12 protein-coding genes and 1 pseudogene are annotated in these 15,906 nt (G+C 65.0%); 2 read left to right on the top strand and 11 right to left on the bottom strand.

Annotation, left to right across the window (positions count from 1 at the left end; translation table 11 throughout):
* Positions 1 to 31 precede the first annotated feature (31 nt).
* Positions 32 to 703, bottom strand: a complete 672-nt coding sequence (locus tag C404_RS42370; protein ID WP_031329349.1) for a response regulator transcription factor — start codon at positions 701 to 703, stop codon at positions 32 to 34.
* A gap of 422 nt (positions 704 to 1,125) precedes the next feature.
* Between C404_RS42370 and C404_RS42365 the strand changes: the two genes are divergently transcribed.
* On the top strand, positions 1,126 to 1,593 hold the full coding sequence (locus tag C404_RS42365; protein ID WP_021194864.1) for a (2Fe-2S)-binding protein: 468 nt from the start codon (positions 1,126 to 1,128) through the stop codon (positions 1,591 to 1,593).
* The gene (locus tag C404_RS42360; protein WP_021194863.1) at positions 1,590 to 3,896 is read left to right on the top strand and encodes a xanthine dehydrogenase family protein molybdopterin-binding subunit; all 2,307 of its coding nucleotides are present in this window, start codon (positions 1,590 to 1,592) and stop codon (positions 3,894 to 3,896) included. The genes C404_RS42365 and C404_RS42360 overlap by 4 nt, the downstream gene beginning before the upstream one ends.
* 293 nt (positions 3,897 to 4,189) lie before the next feature.
* Here the strand turns inward: C404_RS42360 and C404_RS42355 are convergent, their stop codons facing one another.
* From C404_RS42355 to C404_RS42310, 10 genes and pseudogenes are all read right to left on the bottom strand, one after another.
* Entirely contained in the window at positions 4,190 to 4,780 is a 591-nt protein-coding gene (locus C404_RS42355; protein WP_021194862.1) for a peroxidase-related enzyme, read from the bottom strand.
* Positions 4,777 to 6,657: a bile acid-CoA:amino acid N-acyltransferase gene (locus C404_RS42350; protein WP_021194861.1), complete on the bottom strand. Its 1,881-nt coding sequence runs from the start codon at positions 6,655 to 6,657 to the stop codon at positions 4,777 to 4,779. The genes C404_RS42355 and C404_RS42350 overlap by 4 nt, the downstream gene beginning before the upstream one ends.
* A gap of 7 nt (positions 6,658 to 6,664) precedes the next feature.
* Positions 6,665 to 8,245, bottom strand: a pseudogene (locus C404_RS42345) (ABC transporter substrate-binding protein).
* A gap of 35 nt (positions 8,246 to 8,280) precedes the next feature.
* Positions 8,281 to 9,282 (bottom strand): ABC transporter ATP-binding protein, encoded by a 1,002-nt coding sequence (locus C404_RS42340; RefSeq protein WP_021194858.1) that lies wholly within the window; start codon positions 9,280 to 9,282, stop codon positions 8,281 to 8,283.
* Entirely contained in the window at positions 9,279 to 10,289 is a 1,011-nt protein-coding gene (locus C404_RS42335; protein WP_031329348.1) for an ABC transporter ATP-binding protein, read from the bottom strand. Before C404_RS42335 ends, C404_RS42340 begins: the two co-directional genes overlap by 4 nt.
* Positions 10,286 to 11,221, bottom strand: coding sequence for an ABC transporter permease (locus tag C404_RS42330; RefSeq protein WP_021194856.1), 936 nt, complete (start codon positions 11,219 to 11,221; stop codon positions 10,286 to 10,288). Before C404_RS42330 ends, C404_RS42335 begins: the two co-directional genes overlap by 4 nt.
* Complete coding sequence (locus tag C404_RS42325; RefSeq protein ID WP_021194855.1) at positions 11,218 to 12,210, bottom strand: ABC transporter permease; 993 nt, start codon at positions 12,208 to 12,210, stop codon at positions 11,218 to 11,220. The genes C404_RS42330 and C404_RS42325 overlap by 4 nt, the downstream gene beginning before the upstream one ends.
* A complete protein-coding gene (locus tag C404_RS42320) occupies positions 12,207 to 13,730 on the bottom strand; it encodes a flavin-containing monooxygenase (RefSeq protein ID WP_021194854.1) in 1,524 nt (507 codons plus the stop codon). The genes C404_RS42325 and C404_RS42320 overlap by 4 nt, the downstream gene beginning before the upstream one ends.
* Complete coding sequence (locus C404_RS42315) at positions 13,727 to 14,701, bottom strand: LysR family transcriptional regulator (protein ID WP_021194853.1); 975 nt, start codon at positions 14,699 to 14,701, stop codon at positions 13,727 to 13,729. The genes C404_RS42320 and C404_RS42315 overlap by 4 nt, the downstream gene beginning before the upstream one ends.
* Before the next feature lie 469 nt (positions 14,702 to 15,170).
* The gene (locus tag C404_RS42310; RefSeq protein WP_021194852.1) at positions 15,171 to 15,776 is read right to left on the bottom strand and encodes a BPSL1445 family SYLF domain-containing lipoprotein; all 606 of its coding nucleotides are present in this window, start codon (positions 15,774 to 15,776) and stop codon (positions 15,171 to 15,173) included.
* Positions 15,777 to 15,906 lie beyond the last annotated feature (130 nt).

Below are 15,906 nucleotides of genomic sequence, written 5' to 3'. Positions count from 1 at the left end.
AGACCCGGGCGCGCGACGGAAAGCCCGCCCGCTACCGCATCGGGCGCATGACGGAGGGGATCAGGCCTGTTTCGACGCCATAGTGGAAGAGGTCCACCTCGCGGTTGATGTTGAGCTTGCGCATGGCGCTGCTCTTCTGCGTGCTGACGGTTTTTTTGCTGCGGTTCAGGCGCTCGGCGATCTCGTTGATGGTCATGCCCGATACGTACAGGCGAATGACTTCGAGTTCGCGGCCAGTCAATTGCGCATTGCCGGGTGCGTCCCTGTGGCTCGGTTCCAGCGTACGCAGAATCCTCTCGATCGTCGGCGATACGTAGCGGCCGTTCGCAAACGCGGCGTGTACGGCAAGCGACAGATGGTTCGTCAGATCGGATTTGCTGACGATGCATTGAATGCCCGTCATGAGCACCGACAGGATCGCCGCGTTCTCCATCATTGTCAGAACCACGATGCGTACATGCGGGTAGCGCTGCTGCACCAACGACAGCAATGCCATGCCGTCGCCGTAGTTGCCGCCAGGCATGGCGTAATCGCACACAAGCACGTCGACGCGTGTGCGGTCGAGCAACTCGATCAGTTCGGTCGAGTTACGTACGAGGCCATCGATCGAGATCGATTGGCGGCTGGCCAGTTCATGTTTGACGCCAAACAGGATGGCGGGGTGGTCGTCTGCGATGGCGACGCGGATCTGGACGGGGTTCATGGTGATGGCGCGTGTTGCAGGGCGGCTGCGGCTTCTTTGTGGCGATCTCGCCACGGAAATGCCGGCGTTGTGCATGACCTCTGACACGAGCATGCGCGAAGGACGATGCGCAGACTGTATTCAGTCCGGGGAAGTGCGAAAAGCGGATCAGTCCTAAAGCAGCGAGCCGTGGTGTAGGACTGGGCTTATTCGGGGCGTTGTGCTGAAGTCCGCAGGCGCATGACACCCGAAGGAGCACAACGGCTGCTCACGTATTACTTGTGGTGCGTGTGCTGAAGGCCTGCGCGCTCTTGTGTGTTGCTAGACCTTTGATTCTTTTGCGGAGTTCTCCGGAATCGAGGGCGCCCACTATTGCGGTGCGGAGGCGTTTGAACGTACGCTTTCGCCACAAAAAAGAACACAAAAACAAGGAGACCACCCTCATGGATCTGGACGTCAATCACCGGCCGGTCAGCGTCGACTGCGACCCGGCTACGCCGCTGCTGTGGGTCCTGCGCGACCACCTGAACATGACCGGTACCAAGTTCGGTTGTGGTGTCGCAGCGTGTGGCGCGTGCACTGTGCACCTGGATGGGGCAGCTGTGCGGTCGTGTGTGTTGCCGGTGGCTGCGGTGGCGGGCAAGCGCATCACCACCATCGAGGGGTTGGCCGGAGGCGAAGGCAAGCGCCACGCGCTGCAGCAGGCCTGGGTGGACGAGCAGGTGCCGCAGTGCGGCTATTGCCAGTCCGGCATGCTGATGGCCGCAGCAGATTTGCTGGCGCGGCAACCCGACCCGAGCGACGCCGACATCGATACGGCCATGACCAACATTTGCCGCTGCGGCACGTATCCACGTGTGCGTGCAGCTATCAAGCGCGCGGCGAAGGCGCTGCGGGAGGGCCAGGCATGAACGCCAAGGCAACCAAGCCCCCGAAAGTACGTAAGGGCCGCCGCCGTTTCCTGCTGGGGGCGTTCGCTGTGGGTGGCGCGCTGGTGGTGGGCTGGGGCGTGATGCCGCCGCGCAGCCGCGTGGGGGATCCGGCGCTGTTTCCCGAACACGGGGGCGAGGTCGCCCTGAATGGGTGGATCAAGATCACCCCGGAGGGCAACGTCATCCTGGCCATGCCGCGCGTGGAGATGGGGCAGGGTATCCACACGGCACTGTCGATGCTGGCGGCGGAGGAGTTGGATATTCCGCTGGCGCGCGTGAGTATCGAGACCTCGCCGGTGGAGCGCATCTACGGCAACGTGGTCGCCATGGGCGACAGTTCGCTCCCACTGCATCCGGACAGCGCTGACAAGACCTGGGCTCGCGCGCTGCACTGGGTCATGGCCAAGAGCGCGCGTGAGATCGGGCTCATCATCACCGGTGGCAGCAGCAGTGTGGCGGATGGCTGGCAGCCGGTGCGCGAAGCCGCCGCTACGGCCCGTGGCGCGCTGGTGCAAGCGGCTGCACGTACGTGGAGTGTGCCGGTAGAACAGGTGAGCGTGCGTGAGGGGCAATTGACCGGCCCGGGCGGCAAACAGGCGACCTTCGGCGGCATGGCTAAGGCGGCGCGCGAGATTGCGCCACCGTCCAACGTGGTGCTCAAGCCGGCTTCGCAATACCAGTTGATCGGCAAGCCTGCGCCGCGCAATGATCTGGCCGCCAAGACGGATGGCAGCGCGCGCTTCTCCATCGATGCGCGTCCGGCAGGGATGTTGTACGCCGCCGTGGTGATGTGCCCTGTCTTTGGCGGCAAGCTCAAGACGTTCCAATCGAAGGCGACGCTTGGCATGCCGGGCGTGCGCTATGTGGTGCCGTTTGAAGGTGCAGCAGGCGGTGCGCCCGGCGTGGCCGTTGTGGCGGATCACTATTGGCAGGCGCGCCAGGCGCTGGCGACCGTCGAACCTGTATGGGACAACGGGCCGCACGCCTCGCTCGATTCGGCGGGCATTCGCCAGCAGCTTGTCAGCGCGCTGGATAGCGACAAGGGTGGGTTCACCTACCGCTCGCTCGGCGATGGCCTGAAGGCTTTCGACAAGGCCGACGGCGCCACGCTTGTAGAAGCCGAATACACGGCACCGTATCTCGCGCACACGGCCATGGAGCCGATCAACTGCACGGCACAGGTGACAGCGGACGGGGTGCACTTGTGGGCGCCCACGCAAGCCGCCACGCTGGCGCAACTGGTGGCAGCGCGTGCGGCTGGGGTGAGCGGCGACAAGGTCCGCATCGACATTCCGCTGATCGGCGGTGGCTTTGGGCGGCGGCTGGAGTCCGATTTCATCAGCCAGGCCGTCACCATTGCTACCAAAACTGAAGGCAAGCCGGTCCAGGTCATCTGGTCGCGCGAGGAAGATGTCCGGCATGACTTCTATCGCCCGCATGCCATTGCACGACTCAAAGCGCGTGTGGAGAACGGCAAGATCACGGCGATTGCCTCGCGCAGCGCCGGTCAGTCGATCCTGGCGGGGGAACTGGACCGCCTGTTCGGTGCGCCCTCCGCTGGCATCGACCGCTACACCGCCGAGGGGCTGTTCGATCTGCCGTACGAGATCGAGCACGAGCACATTGCGCATCTGGCGGTGGATCTGCCGATCCCGGTCGGGTTCTGGCGCAGCGTGGGGCACTCGTACAACGGGTTCTTCATGGAGGGCTTCCTCAACGACGTGGCGGCGGCGGCCAAGCTGGATCCGCTGGCGATGCGGCGTGATTTGCTGAAGGCGCATCCGCGCGAACTGAAGGTGCTCGACACGGCAGCGCAGGCAGCAGGCTGGGGGCAGCCATTGCCGCCCGCAGCCGATGGCGCTCCGCGTGCACGTGGCATTGCGTTGCACCCCAGCTTCGGTTCGGTGGTGGCGCAGGTGGTGGAGGTGTCGATGAAAGACGGCAAGCCGCGCGTGCACCGTGTGGTGTGCGCGGTCGACTGCGGCACCGTCATCAACCCGGGTATCGTCGCGCAGCAGATGGAAAGCGCGGTGATCTTTGGCCTGACGGCGGCGCTGTACGGGCGGATCGACATCAAGGACGGGCAGGTCGTGCAGTCGAACTTCCCTGACTACCCGGCGCTCAAGATGGCCGAGGTGCCCATCATTGAAACCCACATCGTGCCGAGCACAGCGGAGCCCACCGGTGTGGGCGAGATTGGCGTGCCACCGATTGCGCCCGCGGTGGCGCATGCCGTGGCGCAGTTGACGGGTAAGCCCGTGCGGCAACTGCCGATGGTCTGATGCTGGTTGCGGGGGATTGGCGCGATTGGCATATCCCCCGTTTCGTCCCCTGCCGGGGCCGACTCACTTTCTTTGTCTTGCCAAAGAAAGTAAGCAAAGAAAGGCGCGCCCGATGTGGCGAAAGCCTCCTTGAATTTCCGTAACCGGGCGGAGACGGGGAAAACTCGCTTCGCTCAGACAGTTCCCCGTCTTTTTTCCGCCCGCTTACATCAATTCAAGGCGCCGCATAGGGCAGGGTACGGCCAAACCATCAGAGTGCGTGGGTTGGCGCTGTATGTGATCGTGCACGGCGTTCAGGCCGCTTCCGGAAACACCGGTTCCCCCAGGTTCAGCATCAGCCGATTCGCCCACGCGAAGATCGCCACAGCGTGAATCAGGTCGAGAATCTCCGCATCCGTCAGACCAGCGGCCTTGAGCGGTTGCAGGTCTTCGGCACGTACGTCACCGGGGCGCAGCGTCAGGTCGATGGAGAACAACGCGATGGCACGCTCACGCGTGTTCGTGCCGGCGGTGTGCGGGTCTTCGAAGACTTGCTTGATCACGTCGTTGCGCTTGGCAAGCTGCTCGAAGCGCTGCGCGTGCACCGATGCGCAGTACACGCAGCCGTTCACGCGCGATACCACGGCGCTGGCGAGTTCGCGCTCTGCGCGCGACAGGCCGCCCGGCGCATACATGATCGCGTTGAAGGCCGCCGAGCGCTGGCGCAGGATCTCGGGCTGATGGACGAGGAAGCGGTAGTAGTCCGACGTCTTCGCCTTCGGGTGGCTCTCTTCCAGCACGGCGATCTGTTCGGGCGTGGCGCGGTCGAGGTCGACCACATCGAGCCATGCCTGCCACTCCAGCGATTCGTTGGTGAAGCCGTGGGCGCGGATGATCTCGGTCATGCTGCGGTCTCCGTGGAGGTTGCGGATGCGTTGGTGCCGGCCGCCGCGTTGAGCGCACGCAGACCAGCCACCAACCGTGTTTGGTATGACAGGAACGCGATGAGTTGTGCGAGCGTGACAACATCCGCCGTGGCCAGCCCGGCGGCAGGCAGCTTCTGCAATGCTGCGCGATCGCCTTCGATGGGGCGCTCGATGAGCGTGCGCGTGAAGGTAAGGATGGCGTGCAAACGCGGGTCAGTCAGTGCTTCCAGTTCACCCTGGTCGACCGCTTGCAATGCCGTGGCGTCGACCGGCGTTTCCGCCAGCCACGCGCGGTAGTGCTCGGCCAGTTCAGGGGCCGGCGTCAAACGGCAGGCATAGAGCGCCACCAGCAGGCGCTCGCCAGGTGTGAGGCCGGGCAGGGCTGTGTCGAACAGGGCATCGTAGCTGCCTTGGGTGGCGGTCGCCACCTTCTCGCGGGCGTGACGCAGCGCGTGCGTGGCGCTGCCGTCGTCCAGGCCAGCAACTTGATCGACAACATCTTGAGCGGGCGTGAAATCCATCGTTGAAAGGCTCCGAGAATCGGGTACGGAGGCGCCGCGCGCAGCCACCGCGCTGGCGAGAAAGCGACGTACAGCGACCCACGACTGCGCGTCGGCACGAGCGTTGGCACGCGGTTCGCCGCCGCCGGTGCTGATGCGGCCCGACACTGGGTGCGCATACACGAGCTGTGTGGTCGGCACGTAGGGGAAGACGATGGCGTGGCCGGCGCCTTCGTAGTCGAAGTGCTGCACGGGGTAGGGGTGGCGCACCTCAGCCAGCTTGGCGGTGACCATGCGGGAGTAATCGCCCGAGGGCCACGAGCCGTCGTCAGTGGCGGAGAGCAGCAGCACCGGCCCGCGCGCGCGTTCGATGCGGATGCGTGCACGGGCGACGGCATCGGCATCCTGCAGTGCGGTGCGGATGGCGCGTTCGTGCCGGTGCGGTGCCGGACCTTCGTCGAACGGTGCCCACGTGGCGGTGCGGTTGCCCTCCCACAGGTGCGGCAGCGGCTGGCCGCGATACAGCCACGTCGGGCCTTCACGGCCGATGGCGGGGTCGGCGGCATTCTGCGCGCTGTGCACGACTGCGCCAGGCACATAGCCGATCACGGCGGACACGGCTTCTGGAAACGTCGCACCCAACAGCAATGCCAGCTCGCCACCGCGCGACTGGCCGCTCACCGCCACGAAATCATGCAGTGGTTCAACACGCTTGCGCAGCCACGCAAGTGCGCGCTCGAAATACTCCAGCGGCGTGTTGGAGATGTAGTCCGACAGCCCAGGCGCCTTGAAGTAGGCCAGCGCAAACGCCGCATAGCCGTGTGAGGCGTACAGCGCCGCGCGCGGCTCATTGATGCCACCGCCCGAGCCATTGAGGATCAGCACTGCCGGGCGCGGGCCGGGGTGGGCATATGCATCGGGCAAGTACAGCGTGCCGACCAGACCCTCGTCGCGTACTTCATGGCGCGTGACGCCGGGTGCAGCCAACCGCTGCACGAAGCTCGCATGGATCGACTCGCCGTTTGCGGTGGCTGTGAGCGTGGTCGTCAGCGGCTCGGTCACCGGCTGCGGGAACACCTCGCGTGCCTTGTCGTCTTCCGGGCGCTGGCTCCAGATCAGGCCCATGGCGCTGATGCCGGTGTAGTCCCCCGAGACGGGCGCATCGCGCGTCAGGTCAACGGTGCCTTGCGCATCCGCAACGAAGGCGGCGCGGCTGTGCCACAACACACCATTGCCGCGGCGCGTTTGTGCGACGATGCCGACCTGCGCGCCGGGCGGCAGCCCTGTCACGACAATGCGGCGTTGCACGTCGATCAGGTCATCCGCTGGCGTGGCGTTGAGCTCGAACGTAGCCATGGCGCGCTTACTTGCCGTCCTTGGTGACCATCTGTGCGGCCGTGCGGTCGCTGGTCATCGGGGCCACCTTGAGGCCCTTCTTGGCGGCCCACACGTTCTGGTAGTGGAACAGTGGCAGCACGCCCACGTCATCCGACACCAGCTTGACCGAGTGACGCAGGATGGCCGCGCGCTTCTCGACGTTGAACTCCTCGGTGGAGGCGTTCAGCGCGTTGTCCACGGCCGGGTTGCTGTAATGGCCCCAGTTCGATGCACCCAGGCCCTTCTTGGTATCCACCGTGGCCAGCACGTTGACCAGCGCGTAGCTCGCCTCACCCGTGCCGTTGCCCCACGCCAGCATGCTCATCGCGTAGTCGTTCTTGTTGGCGCGGCCTGAGTAGACCGACCAGGGCACCACCTCCACCTTGGTCTTCACGCCGATGCGCGACCAGAACTGCGCCACCGCCTGCGCCGTTTCCGGGCCTTGCGGGTAGCGATCGTTCGGCACGTGCATCACCAGGTTGAAGCCCTGCGGAAAGCCTGCATCGGCCAGCAGCTTCTTGGCCTGTGCCGGGTCGTAGGCAATGTTCTTCACATCGGGGTTGTAGCCGTACGTGTCGGCAGGCATCCACTGGTTGGCGACGGTGGCAGCGCCTTACAGGATGCGATCGACGATGGCCTTGCGGTCAACCGCCAGCGACAGCGCCTGGCGCACACGCACATCCAGCAGCGGATTGTTGGCGAGCGGCTTGCCGTCGTTGCCGGTGATGTATTCGTTCGGTCCCTTGCGGAAGCTCGGCTGCAGCAGCATCACGCGCAGGCCGGGGTAGGCAAACACGTGCACGTTGGGCGATTGGCGTAGGCGCGCGAGGTCAGCCACCGACACCTTGTCGATCACATCCACCTCGCCCGAGAGCAAGTTGGCCGTGCGCGCGGCGGCGTTGTTGATGTAGCGGTAGTTGACCTTCTCCCAGAGTTGCTTGCCGCCCCAGTAGTTGTCGTTACGCGCCATGACCACGCGGTCGCCCGGCACGTACGAAACGAATTTGTAGGGGCCGGTGCCCACCACGGCGCGGCCGGCGTTGTAGTCCTCGGTGGCGGACTTTTCCCCCACGTGCTTGCTGACGATGTGCACGGATGCCAGGTTCAGCGGCAGGTCTGGGTTGGGGATGTTCGTTTTGATGATGAGCGTGAGCGGGTCCTTGGCCGTGACGGATTCCACCGTGCGCAGATAACCCGCGAAGGTCGCCACGCTGCCCGGCACGCTGCGCGCGCGCTGGTACGAGAAGATGACGTCATCCGCTGTAAAGGGTTGGCCGTCGTGCCACTTCACGCCGGGGCGCAGCTTGAACTCCCACGTCTTCGGGTCCAGCGTCTTCCATGACAGCGCCAGGCCGGGCTGCAGCTTGTTCCACTTGTTCTCGACCAGCAGATCCCAGAAGTGCACGTCGACGGAGCGGTCGCCGGCATGATTGTTCAGTTGCGGGTCGAGCGACGACAGCGGATCGGCAAAGCCGATGTTCAGCGTCTGCGCACCTGCAGAGGTGGTGGCAACTGCGGCAGCAGCAAACAGGGCAACGGCAATCGACGAAGCGAGGAGGCGTTTCACGTAGGTTCCCTTTTCCTTTTTTTGGAATCGTTGGCTTATTGGATGTCGTTCAAATGACAGGCGCTGACATGGTTGACCGCAATGCCGCGCAGCGTCGGCGTTTCGGTTTTGCAGCGGGGCATGGCGTGCGGGCAGCGCGGGTGGAAATGGCAGCCCGTGGGTGGGTTCAGCGGGCTGGGCATTTCGCCCTGGATGGCCGTGAACGTCTTGTGCCGGGCCGATAGGCGTGGAATCTCCGCCAGCAGCGTCTGCGTGTACGGATGGTTCGGACGGCGGAACACTTCCTCCGCTGGCGCCGATTCCACCACGCGGCCCAGATACATGATGACCACGCGATCCGACAGGTGCTCCACCACACCCAGGTCGTGGCTGATGAACAGGTACGTCAGGTTGAGCTGCTCGCGCAGGTCCATGAACAGGTTCAGGATCTGCGCCTGGATGGACACGTCCAGCGCTGCCACCGCCTCGTCGCAGACGAGCATCGACGGCTGCACCGCCAGCGCGCGTGCAATGCCGATGCGCTGACGCTGCCCCCCGCTGAACTGATGCGGATAGCGGTCACGCAGGGCAGGGTCGAGGCCCGCGCGCTGCATCTGCGCGGCTACGTAGTCGGCAAAATTGGCGCGGTCGGTCAGGCCGTGCACACGCGCCGCCTCGCCGATGATTTCTTCCACACGCAGGCGCGGGTTGAGGCTGGCGTATGGGTCTTGGAAGATCATCTGGATCTTCAGGCGGGCATCGCGTGCCTCCTCAGCAGAGAGCGTGTTGACGGCTTTGCCGTCCACGCGCACCTCGCCGTCAGACGGCGGCATCAACCCTGCGGCGATGCGGCCGAGCGTGGACTTGCCGCAGCCTGATTCACCGACCAGACCGACGACTTCACCGGGCTGGATCGCCAGGTCGATGCCATCAACGGCGCGCACCACGGCGGGCGGCTTCGCGAGCCCCAGACGCTGCAGCATGCCGTCAACTGGGCCAATCTTGCGATCACCGAAGCGCTTGCCGACTTGCTTGAGTTCTACCAGCGGCGTGCTCATGCGACCTCCCGCGTGGCTGCCGGCAGCGTGCCAGGGTGGAAGCAACGCACCAGGCGGCCAGGGTTCGGTTGGGTGATCTCCGGGCGTACGCCGCAGGCATCGGATGCGCGCGGGCAACGCGCAGCAAACGCGCAGCCAGCCGGCAGCGACAACAGGTTCGGCGTCATGCCCGGAATCTGGCGCAGGCGCTGGCCGCGGCGGTTTTCGCTGGGCAGGCTGTCGATCAGGCCCATGGTGTACGGGTGCAGCGGGGCATCGAGCACGGCGTCCACCGGGCCATGCTCGACGATGCGGCCGGCATACATCACGGCCACTTCATCGGCCAGGCCGGCAACGACGGACAAGTCATGCGTGATCCAGATCAGCGCGGTGCCGTGCTGGCGTGCGAGCTTCTGCACTTCCGACAGAATTTGCGCCTGGATGGTCACGTCCAGCGCCGTGGTCGGCTCGTCCGCAATGATCAGGTCGGGCCGATGCAGCATCGCAATGGCAATCGCCACGCGCTGTCGCATGCCGCCAGAGAGCTGGTGCGGATACGCGTGTAGCCGCTCTTCCGGGCTGGGAATGCCCATCAGGCCCAGCGTGTCGCGCGCGTGCTCACGGGCCTGCGTGTGGCTTATGCTGCTGTGCGCGCGCACGGCCTCGATCATCTGGGCGTCGATGCGCAGCACCGGGTTGAGCGTCATCATCGGGTCTTGAAAGACCATGGCGATGCGGTTGCCCTGCAGCTTGCGCAGTTCACGCGCGGGCAGCTTGGTCAGATCGCGGCCCTGGTAGAGGATCTCGCCGCCGACCACGCGGCCGGGCGGGTCCACCAGACCCATGATCGAGAAACCGGTGACCGACTTGCCCGAGCCCGATTCCCCGACCAGCCCCAGGATGCGCCCGCGCTCCAGCGAGAACGACACGTCGTCCACCGCCGGCAGTACGCCGTCGCGTGTGAAGAAATGCGTGCGCAGGTTGCGGACTTCCAGCGTCAACGGATTGGAACTTGCGGACGCGCTCATCGTTGCGTCCTCGGGTTCAGCACTTCGCGCAGGCGGTCGCCCACCAGGTTGATGGCGACCAGCGCCAGCAGCAGCGCAATGCCCGGATAGAAACTGATCCAGTACTGACCAGACAACATGTATTGGTATCCGTTGGCAATCAGCAAGCCCAACGACGGCTCGGTAATCGGTACGCCCAAGCCCAGGAAGGAGAGGGTGGCTTCCAGCGTGATCGCACGCGCCACCTGCAGCGTGCCCACCACGATCAGCGGCGGCAGGCAGTTCGGCAGGATGTGCTTCAGCGCAATGCGCCAGCCGGGCAGGGCGAGCGAGCGAGCGGCTTCCACGTATTCGCGGCGGCGCTCAACCAGCGCTTGCCCGCGCACCGTGCGTGCGTAGTACGCCCACTCCAGCAGTACCAGCGTCAGCACCACGTTGGTGATGCTTTTGCCGAGGTAGGCCAGGATCATCATCGCGACCAGTACAGACGGAAACGACAGCAGCAGATCGACCGTGCGCATGATGAAGTTGTCGACCTTGCCACCCGCGTAGGCGGCAATCAGCCCGAGCAACGTGCCAATCACGGCGGCAACGGCGGCCGAGCCAATCCCCACACCCAGGCTGATGCGCAGGCCGTAGAGGATGCCGGAGTAGAGATCGCGCCCCTGGCCATCCGTGCCAAGCCAGTACGTAAAGGTGCCCAGCCCATTGGGCGAGCCCGGCGGCAGGCGCGAGTCCAGCACGTCGAGCTGCATCAGGTCGTACGGGTTCTGCGGTGTGATCCAGGGCGCAGCCAGCGCGGCAGCCATCAGCAGCACAACAACGGCCAGCCCGAAGATGGCGGATTTGGAGGCGAGGAAATCTGCTGCCACGCGCCGCCAAGGCGATTGCTTTCTTGGTGCGGGAGCCGTTGGCGTGGCGGTTGCCACCGTGGTTTGCGAAGACGTGTTCATGCGGCCTCTGCGTTATCTGCTGCGCGCACACGCGGGTCCAGCATGCGATACAGGATGTCGACGATCAGGTTGAGCGACACGAACAGGCACACCACAACGATGAGGTAGGAAACGATGACAGGGCGGTCCAGCGAGTTGATGCTGTCCAGGATCAGCTTGCCCGCGCCGGGCCACGCAAAGATGCTCTCCGTCACCACGGCAAACGCGATGGTCGAACCCAGCTCCAGGCCGAGCACCGTCACCAGCGGGATCAACGTGTTGCGCAGCACGTGCGCCAACACCACGCGCAGCGGCGACAGCCCCTTGGCACGTGCGAACTTCACGAAGTCCATCGGCAGCACCTCGCGCACGCCGGCTGAAGTCAGTCGCAGCACCAGCGAGAGCTTGAACAGCGACAGGTTGATCGCAGGCAGTAGCAGGTGGCGCAGGCCGTCAGCCGTCAGCCACGACCACTCGACGCCGAACAGGCGAGCCGTCTCACCGCGCCCGCTGGCGGGCAGCCAACCGAGGCTCACGCTGAACGCCATGATCAGCATCAGCCCCACCCAGAACGTCGGCAGTGAGAAACCCACCACGCTGCCCGTCATCAGCAGACGCGACACCGGATGGTTCGGATACAGCCCCGCGAACAACCCCAGCGGCACACCGATCACCACCGCGATGATGAGTGCCGCAAAGGCCAGTTCCAACGTGGCCGGCAGGCGCTGCAGGATCAGTTGGATGGCGGGTTCGTTGTAGACAAAGCTTTTGCCGAGGTTGCCGTGCACCGCACCGTTCAGAAAACTCAGGTACTGCTGCCACAGCGGCTTGTCCAGGCCAAGTTCGGCAATGATGCGCGCGCGGTCGATTTGGTCCACGTCCTGACCGATCAGGATGTCGACCGGGTTGCCAATGGCGTGCAGCCCAACAAAAACAATCACCGTCATTACCAGCACGACCAGCAGCGCCTGGCCGATGCGGCCTACTAGCCAACCGAGCCAACCCGTCATCGTGCCGCCTCCTGGCTTGAGGTGGCCTCTGCATTAACGTCGATGCCGGGAGGCGGTGCGGGTGTCCATTCGTCACCGAAAATTTCCGGCTCCGCATACGCCTCGATGGCGGCGTAGTGCGCTTCGATGTCTTCTTGGTACAGCAGGCCTGCAATGCCTTGGGCCAGTCGCTTCGCACCCTCACTGATGGCGGGGATGTCGCCCGACACGCTGCCGTGCGTGAGGGATGCGGGGTAGCAGAAGCAATGCACGCGCGACAGACCGGGCAGCGAGCCGGGCACTTTCTCGCGGAATTCAAATGCGGGGCCGAGATCGGGGGAGTCGCTCAGCTCGGTGTCTTCCTCGCCGGGGCGCGGGGTGTAGCGGTCGCGCCATAGGCGGATGTGTGGTGCCAGCAGTCTGAACTCGGGGCGCGAGGCCCAGTCGGTGCGAAAGCCCGTCGAGAAGATCAGGAAGTCCAGATGGAACACGCCCTTGGGTGTGGCCACGTGCAGCACGCCGTCGTGCTCGTCCACGCCCAGAATGGCGCAGCCGAAGTTGAAGCGCGCATTGGCATGACGCGACACGCGCAGCGTGCTGCCACGCGGCGGGGGTACCTGTTCAACGTTGATGTAATGGCGGATGCGCCATTTCCACGCGTCAGGCAGATGCAGGTGGCCGTGCACGAGCCCGGGGCTGCCGGCGCCCTTGCCCTTGTTCACGCGGGGCAGGTCGGCGCGGCGGATCAGCAGGTCGACGCTGGCTGCGCCGGCTTCCAGCGCCGTTGCCGCCGAGTCCATCGCCGATGCGCCCGCGCCGATCACGCCAACACGCTTGCCGGCCAGGGTGCCGTAGTCCATCTCATCGGACGAATGCGCCCACCACCGGCGTGGCAGGCGACTTGCAAAGTCCGGCACGGTCGGGCCACCCAGGCCGTCACGTCCGGTGGCCAGCACCACGCGGCGCGCATACACGCGTTGCGTCGGCTGACCCGGCACATCGATCACGAGTTCGACAGCGCCATCCTTGCGCGGGTGAATCGCTTTCACGTGGTGCTCGTTGCGTACGTCAATCTGCAGCACGTGGCGGTACCAGCGCAGGTAGTCCATCCATTGCAGGCGCGGGATCTTGTCGAGCACTTCCCACGCTTCGGTACCAAACTGCGCCTCGAACCACGCGCGGAAGGTCAACGCGGGCAAGCCCAGCGCAGGGCCCGTCAACTGCTTGGGAGAGCGCAGGGTCTCCATGCGCGCGGTGGTTGCCCACGGGCCTTCGAAGCCAATGGGCGAGCGGTCGAACACCACCGCGCCAATGCCCAGATGCTTGAGCGACGTTGCCGCCGCCAGGCCAGCCATGCCGCCGCCAATGACGGCCACATCCAGCACGGGCTGGCCGTTCAGTTCATGCGGTAGTGTCCACGCCTTGGCGGGCAATTCCAGCCACGCCAGGTCCTGGCGCAAACGGGCTTCCAGTGCCTTCAGTCCGGTGGGCCCGGTGGCGCCGGGCGCGTGCGGCGCGTTGTCGTGTTGTGCTGCGGTCATGCGGACGCGTCTTCTGTTGCGTTAGTGGGTTCGCCGTACAGCACCTGCAGCACGCTGGCGTGGCGTGACGGGTTGTGCAGCTTGCAGTCGGGCAGCAGGCGTTGCGCGGCGCGGGAGAGCGCGTTGATCAGCGCGGTCACGGCCGCCGATGGCCGCTTGGCCTCTGGGGTGATCACGCCAAAGAAGAAGGGGATGTCGGCGTCGATTGGGCGTACCGTCACGCCGTCAATCGGCACGCCGTAAGCGGTGATCGGCTCCAGCAACGCCACGCCCAGGCCGGCACGCACGGCGGTCAGCGCGTTGAACGAGGCGTTGGTTTCAATCAGTTCGGCTGGGGTGACGCCGGCTTGCGCGAGCGCCTGATCCAGGCGGCGGCGCAGGCGATACGGGTTGTGCATCGTCACGATGCGGCGGCCGGCGCAATCCGCCAGCGCCACACGATCACCGGCGGCCAGTGGGTCGCTGTGCTGCACTGCAGCCACGCATGCCGATTCGCCAATCCAATGCACCGTCACACCGCGATGCTCCAACGGCAGGCTGCTCATGCCCAGGTCTGCCGCGCCTGTGAGTACTGCATGCACAACCTGCTCGGGCGAGGCGCTACGAATTTGAACGTGCTGGGTCAACTCGGGGTGATCGGCCAGCGCCGCGGGCAGCAGCCCGGCCGCCAGCGCAGAGGTGGCAGCCAGCCGCAGCGGGCGCGCTTCTCCACGCGCGATTTCTTCTGCGCGCGTGCGGATCTGCCGCAAACTGATCAGCGTGTGTTCGACGTCTTCATACAGCAGGAAACCCTGCTCGGTGGGCGAGACGCGCGGCCCTGCACGCGTGAACAGGGCATAGCCGATTTCGGCTTCGAGGTCTTGAATGAGGCGGCTGATGGCGGGCTGCGAACGGCCCAGCAGTTTGCCTGCCGCGGTGACGCTGCCGGTCGACATGACGGCAGCAAACGCTTCGAGTTGTCGGAGTTCCATCAGCCTGATTGATCCCAGTCATGCATGTGGTTCATGCATTCTGGTAGAGGCAGTATGCGAATTCCAAATAGTATTTTCTTATGTACTCATGCGTTTTACGCAGGCAACCGCTATGCCTTGCGGTAGAGCGGCTGCTGCGGCAGCGTGCATCGGAGTATGCACCTCTTTGACGAACGTACCGATCGAGCCGATCACCGTGAGTTTGGCGTAGTCCGATTCCTTGCGGGTAATTGGGGCCGTAGCGGACGTCCAGCCCGCCCAGATCGATCGTGCCGGCGGATTTCAACCCGGAGACAAAGCTGGCGCGCATGGGCGACCTGCCTGCGCGCTTTTCTGTGTGGTTGCTTTGTTGTCTTGCACCGGGATGCTGCAACGCGCGCTGCAACATCGGTGCAACGCTGTATGCCCGACCGGCAAAAAAAAACCGCCGTACGAGACGGCGGTTCTTGCAACAGGCAGCGTGTGCGGATCAGTTGGTCTGCTTGGTGATCTTCGTGCCTTCGACCGATGCGCCAGCCATCAGGCCCGCATTGGTCAGGTTGAAGCCGATGATCGGCTGTTGCGCGGTGTTGGTGTCGATCGCGCCATTGGCGCCGATCTTGGCCAACGCCACCGTGGCGTCCACACCAGCCGTCCAGCCCTGGCTGGCTTGGAATTTCTGCAGCGCCTCGTCCGTCATGAACAGGATGATGAGTGCGCGCGACTGGGCGCCGGCCTGGAAGCCCACCGAAGCGGAGGCGATGTTGTAGTAGCCCAGCGGACGGCCGCCGCCGGTACGCAGCACGCCTTCACCGTATTGCCCGCCGACCACAAAGCCGGCATTGAGCACCGACGGGAACACCAGTACACCCTTGGCGCGCCCAACAAGCTCGCGTGAGCCATCGGCCGTGGTGTACAGGCGCGAGAGCACGGAATCGGCTTGCGAGTTGGTAGTGGCGTGCTTGTTGGTCGACGTCATCACGTCGGAGCCCGCGGCATTCGGGCTGGTGGTGGTACAGGCTGCGATCTGGGTGCCAAGCAGCGCGATGGCAGCAAGCGTGGCGGCAGTACGGCGGCTAATGAGGTTCTTATTCATGGCGATCGGTCTCAGTGTTGTGGAAGGGGGCCAGACGGTGCAAACGCGCCCTGTGTAATGAGCTGACGTGGGCCCCGAACTTGTCGGCCAAGGGTGTCAATCTCCTGGCAGCAAGCGGCGTGCCCGCCAT

This window comes from Ralstonia sp. AU12-08 (assembly GCF_000442475.1).
Lineage (GTDB): Bacteria > Pseudomonadota > Gammaproteobacteria > Burkholderiales > Burkholderiaceae > Ralstonia > Ralstonia insidiosa.
The sequence above is the reverse complement of the archived record's forward strand: the minus strand, read 5'-3'. Positions and strand labels throughout refer to the sequence as shown.

Bases quoted from the DNA above. Each gene is read 5' to 3' on its own strand.
- C404_RS42370 (WP_031329349.1), bottom strand. From the start codon at position 703: ATGAACCCCGTCCAGATCCGCGTCGCCATCGCAGACGACCACCCCGCC.
- C404_RS42365 (WP_021194864.1), top strand. From the start codon at position 1,126: ATGGATCTGGACGTCAATCACCGGCCGGTCAGCGTCGACTGCGACCCG.
- C404_RS42360 (WP_021194863.1), top strand. From the start codon at position 1,590: ATGAACGCCAAGGCAACCAAGCCCCCGAAAGTACGTAAGGGCCGCCGC.
- C404_RS42355 (WP_021194862.1), bottom strand. From the start codon at position 4,780: ATGACCGAGATCATCCGCGCCCACGGCTTCACCAACGAATCGCTGGAG.
- C404_RS42350 (WP_021194861.1), bottom strand. From the start codon at position 6,657: ATGGCTACGTTCGAGCTCAACGCCACGCCAGCGGATGACCTGATCGAC.
- C404_RS42340 (WP_021194858.1), bottom strand. From the start codon at position 9,282: ATGAGCACGCCGCTGGTAGAACTCAAGCAAGTCGGCAAGCGCTTCGGT.
- C404_RS42335 (WP_031329348.1), bottom strand. From the start codon at position 10,289: ATGAGCGCGTCCGCAAGTTCCAATCCGTTGACGCTGGAAGTCCGCAAC.
- C404_RS42330 (WP_021194856.1), bottom strand. From the start codon at position 11,221: ATGAACACGTCTTCGCAAACCACGGTGGCAACCGCCACGCCAACGGCT.
- C404_RS42325 (WP_021194855.1), bottom strand. From the start codon at position 12,210: ATGACGGGTTGGCTCGGTTGGCTAGTAGGCCGCATCGGCCAGGCGCTG.
- C404_RS42320 (WP_021194854.1), bottom strand. From the start codon at position 13,730: ATGACCGCAGCACAACACGACAACGCGCCGCACGCGCCCGGCGCCACC.
- C404_RS42315 (WP_021194853.1), bottom strand. From the start codon at position 14,701: ATGGAACTCCGACAACTCGAAGCGTTTGCTGCCGTCATGTCGACCGGC.
- C404_RS42310 (WP_021194852.1), bottom strand. From the start codon at position 15,776: ATGAATAAGAACCTCATTAGCCGCCGTACTGCCGCCACGCTTGCTGCC.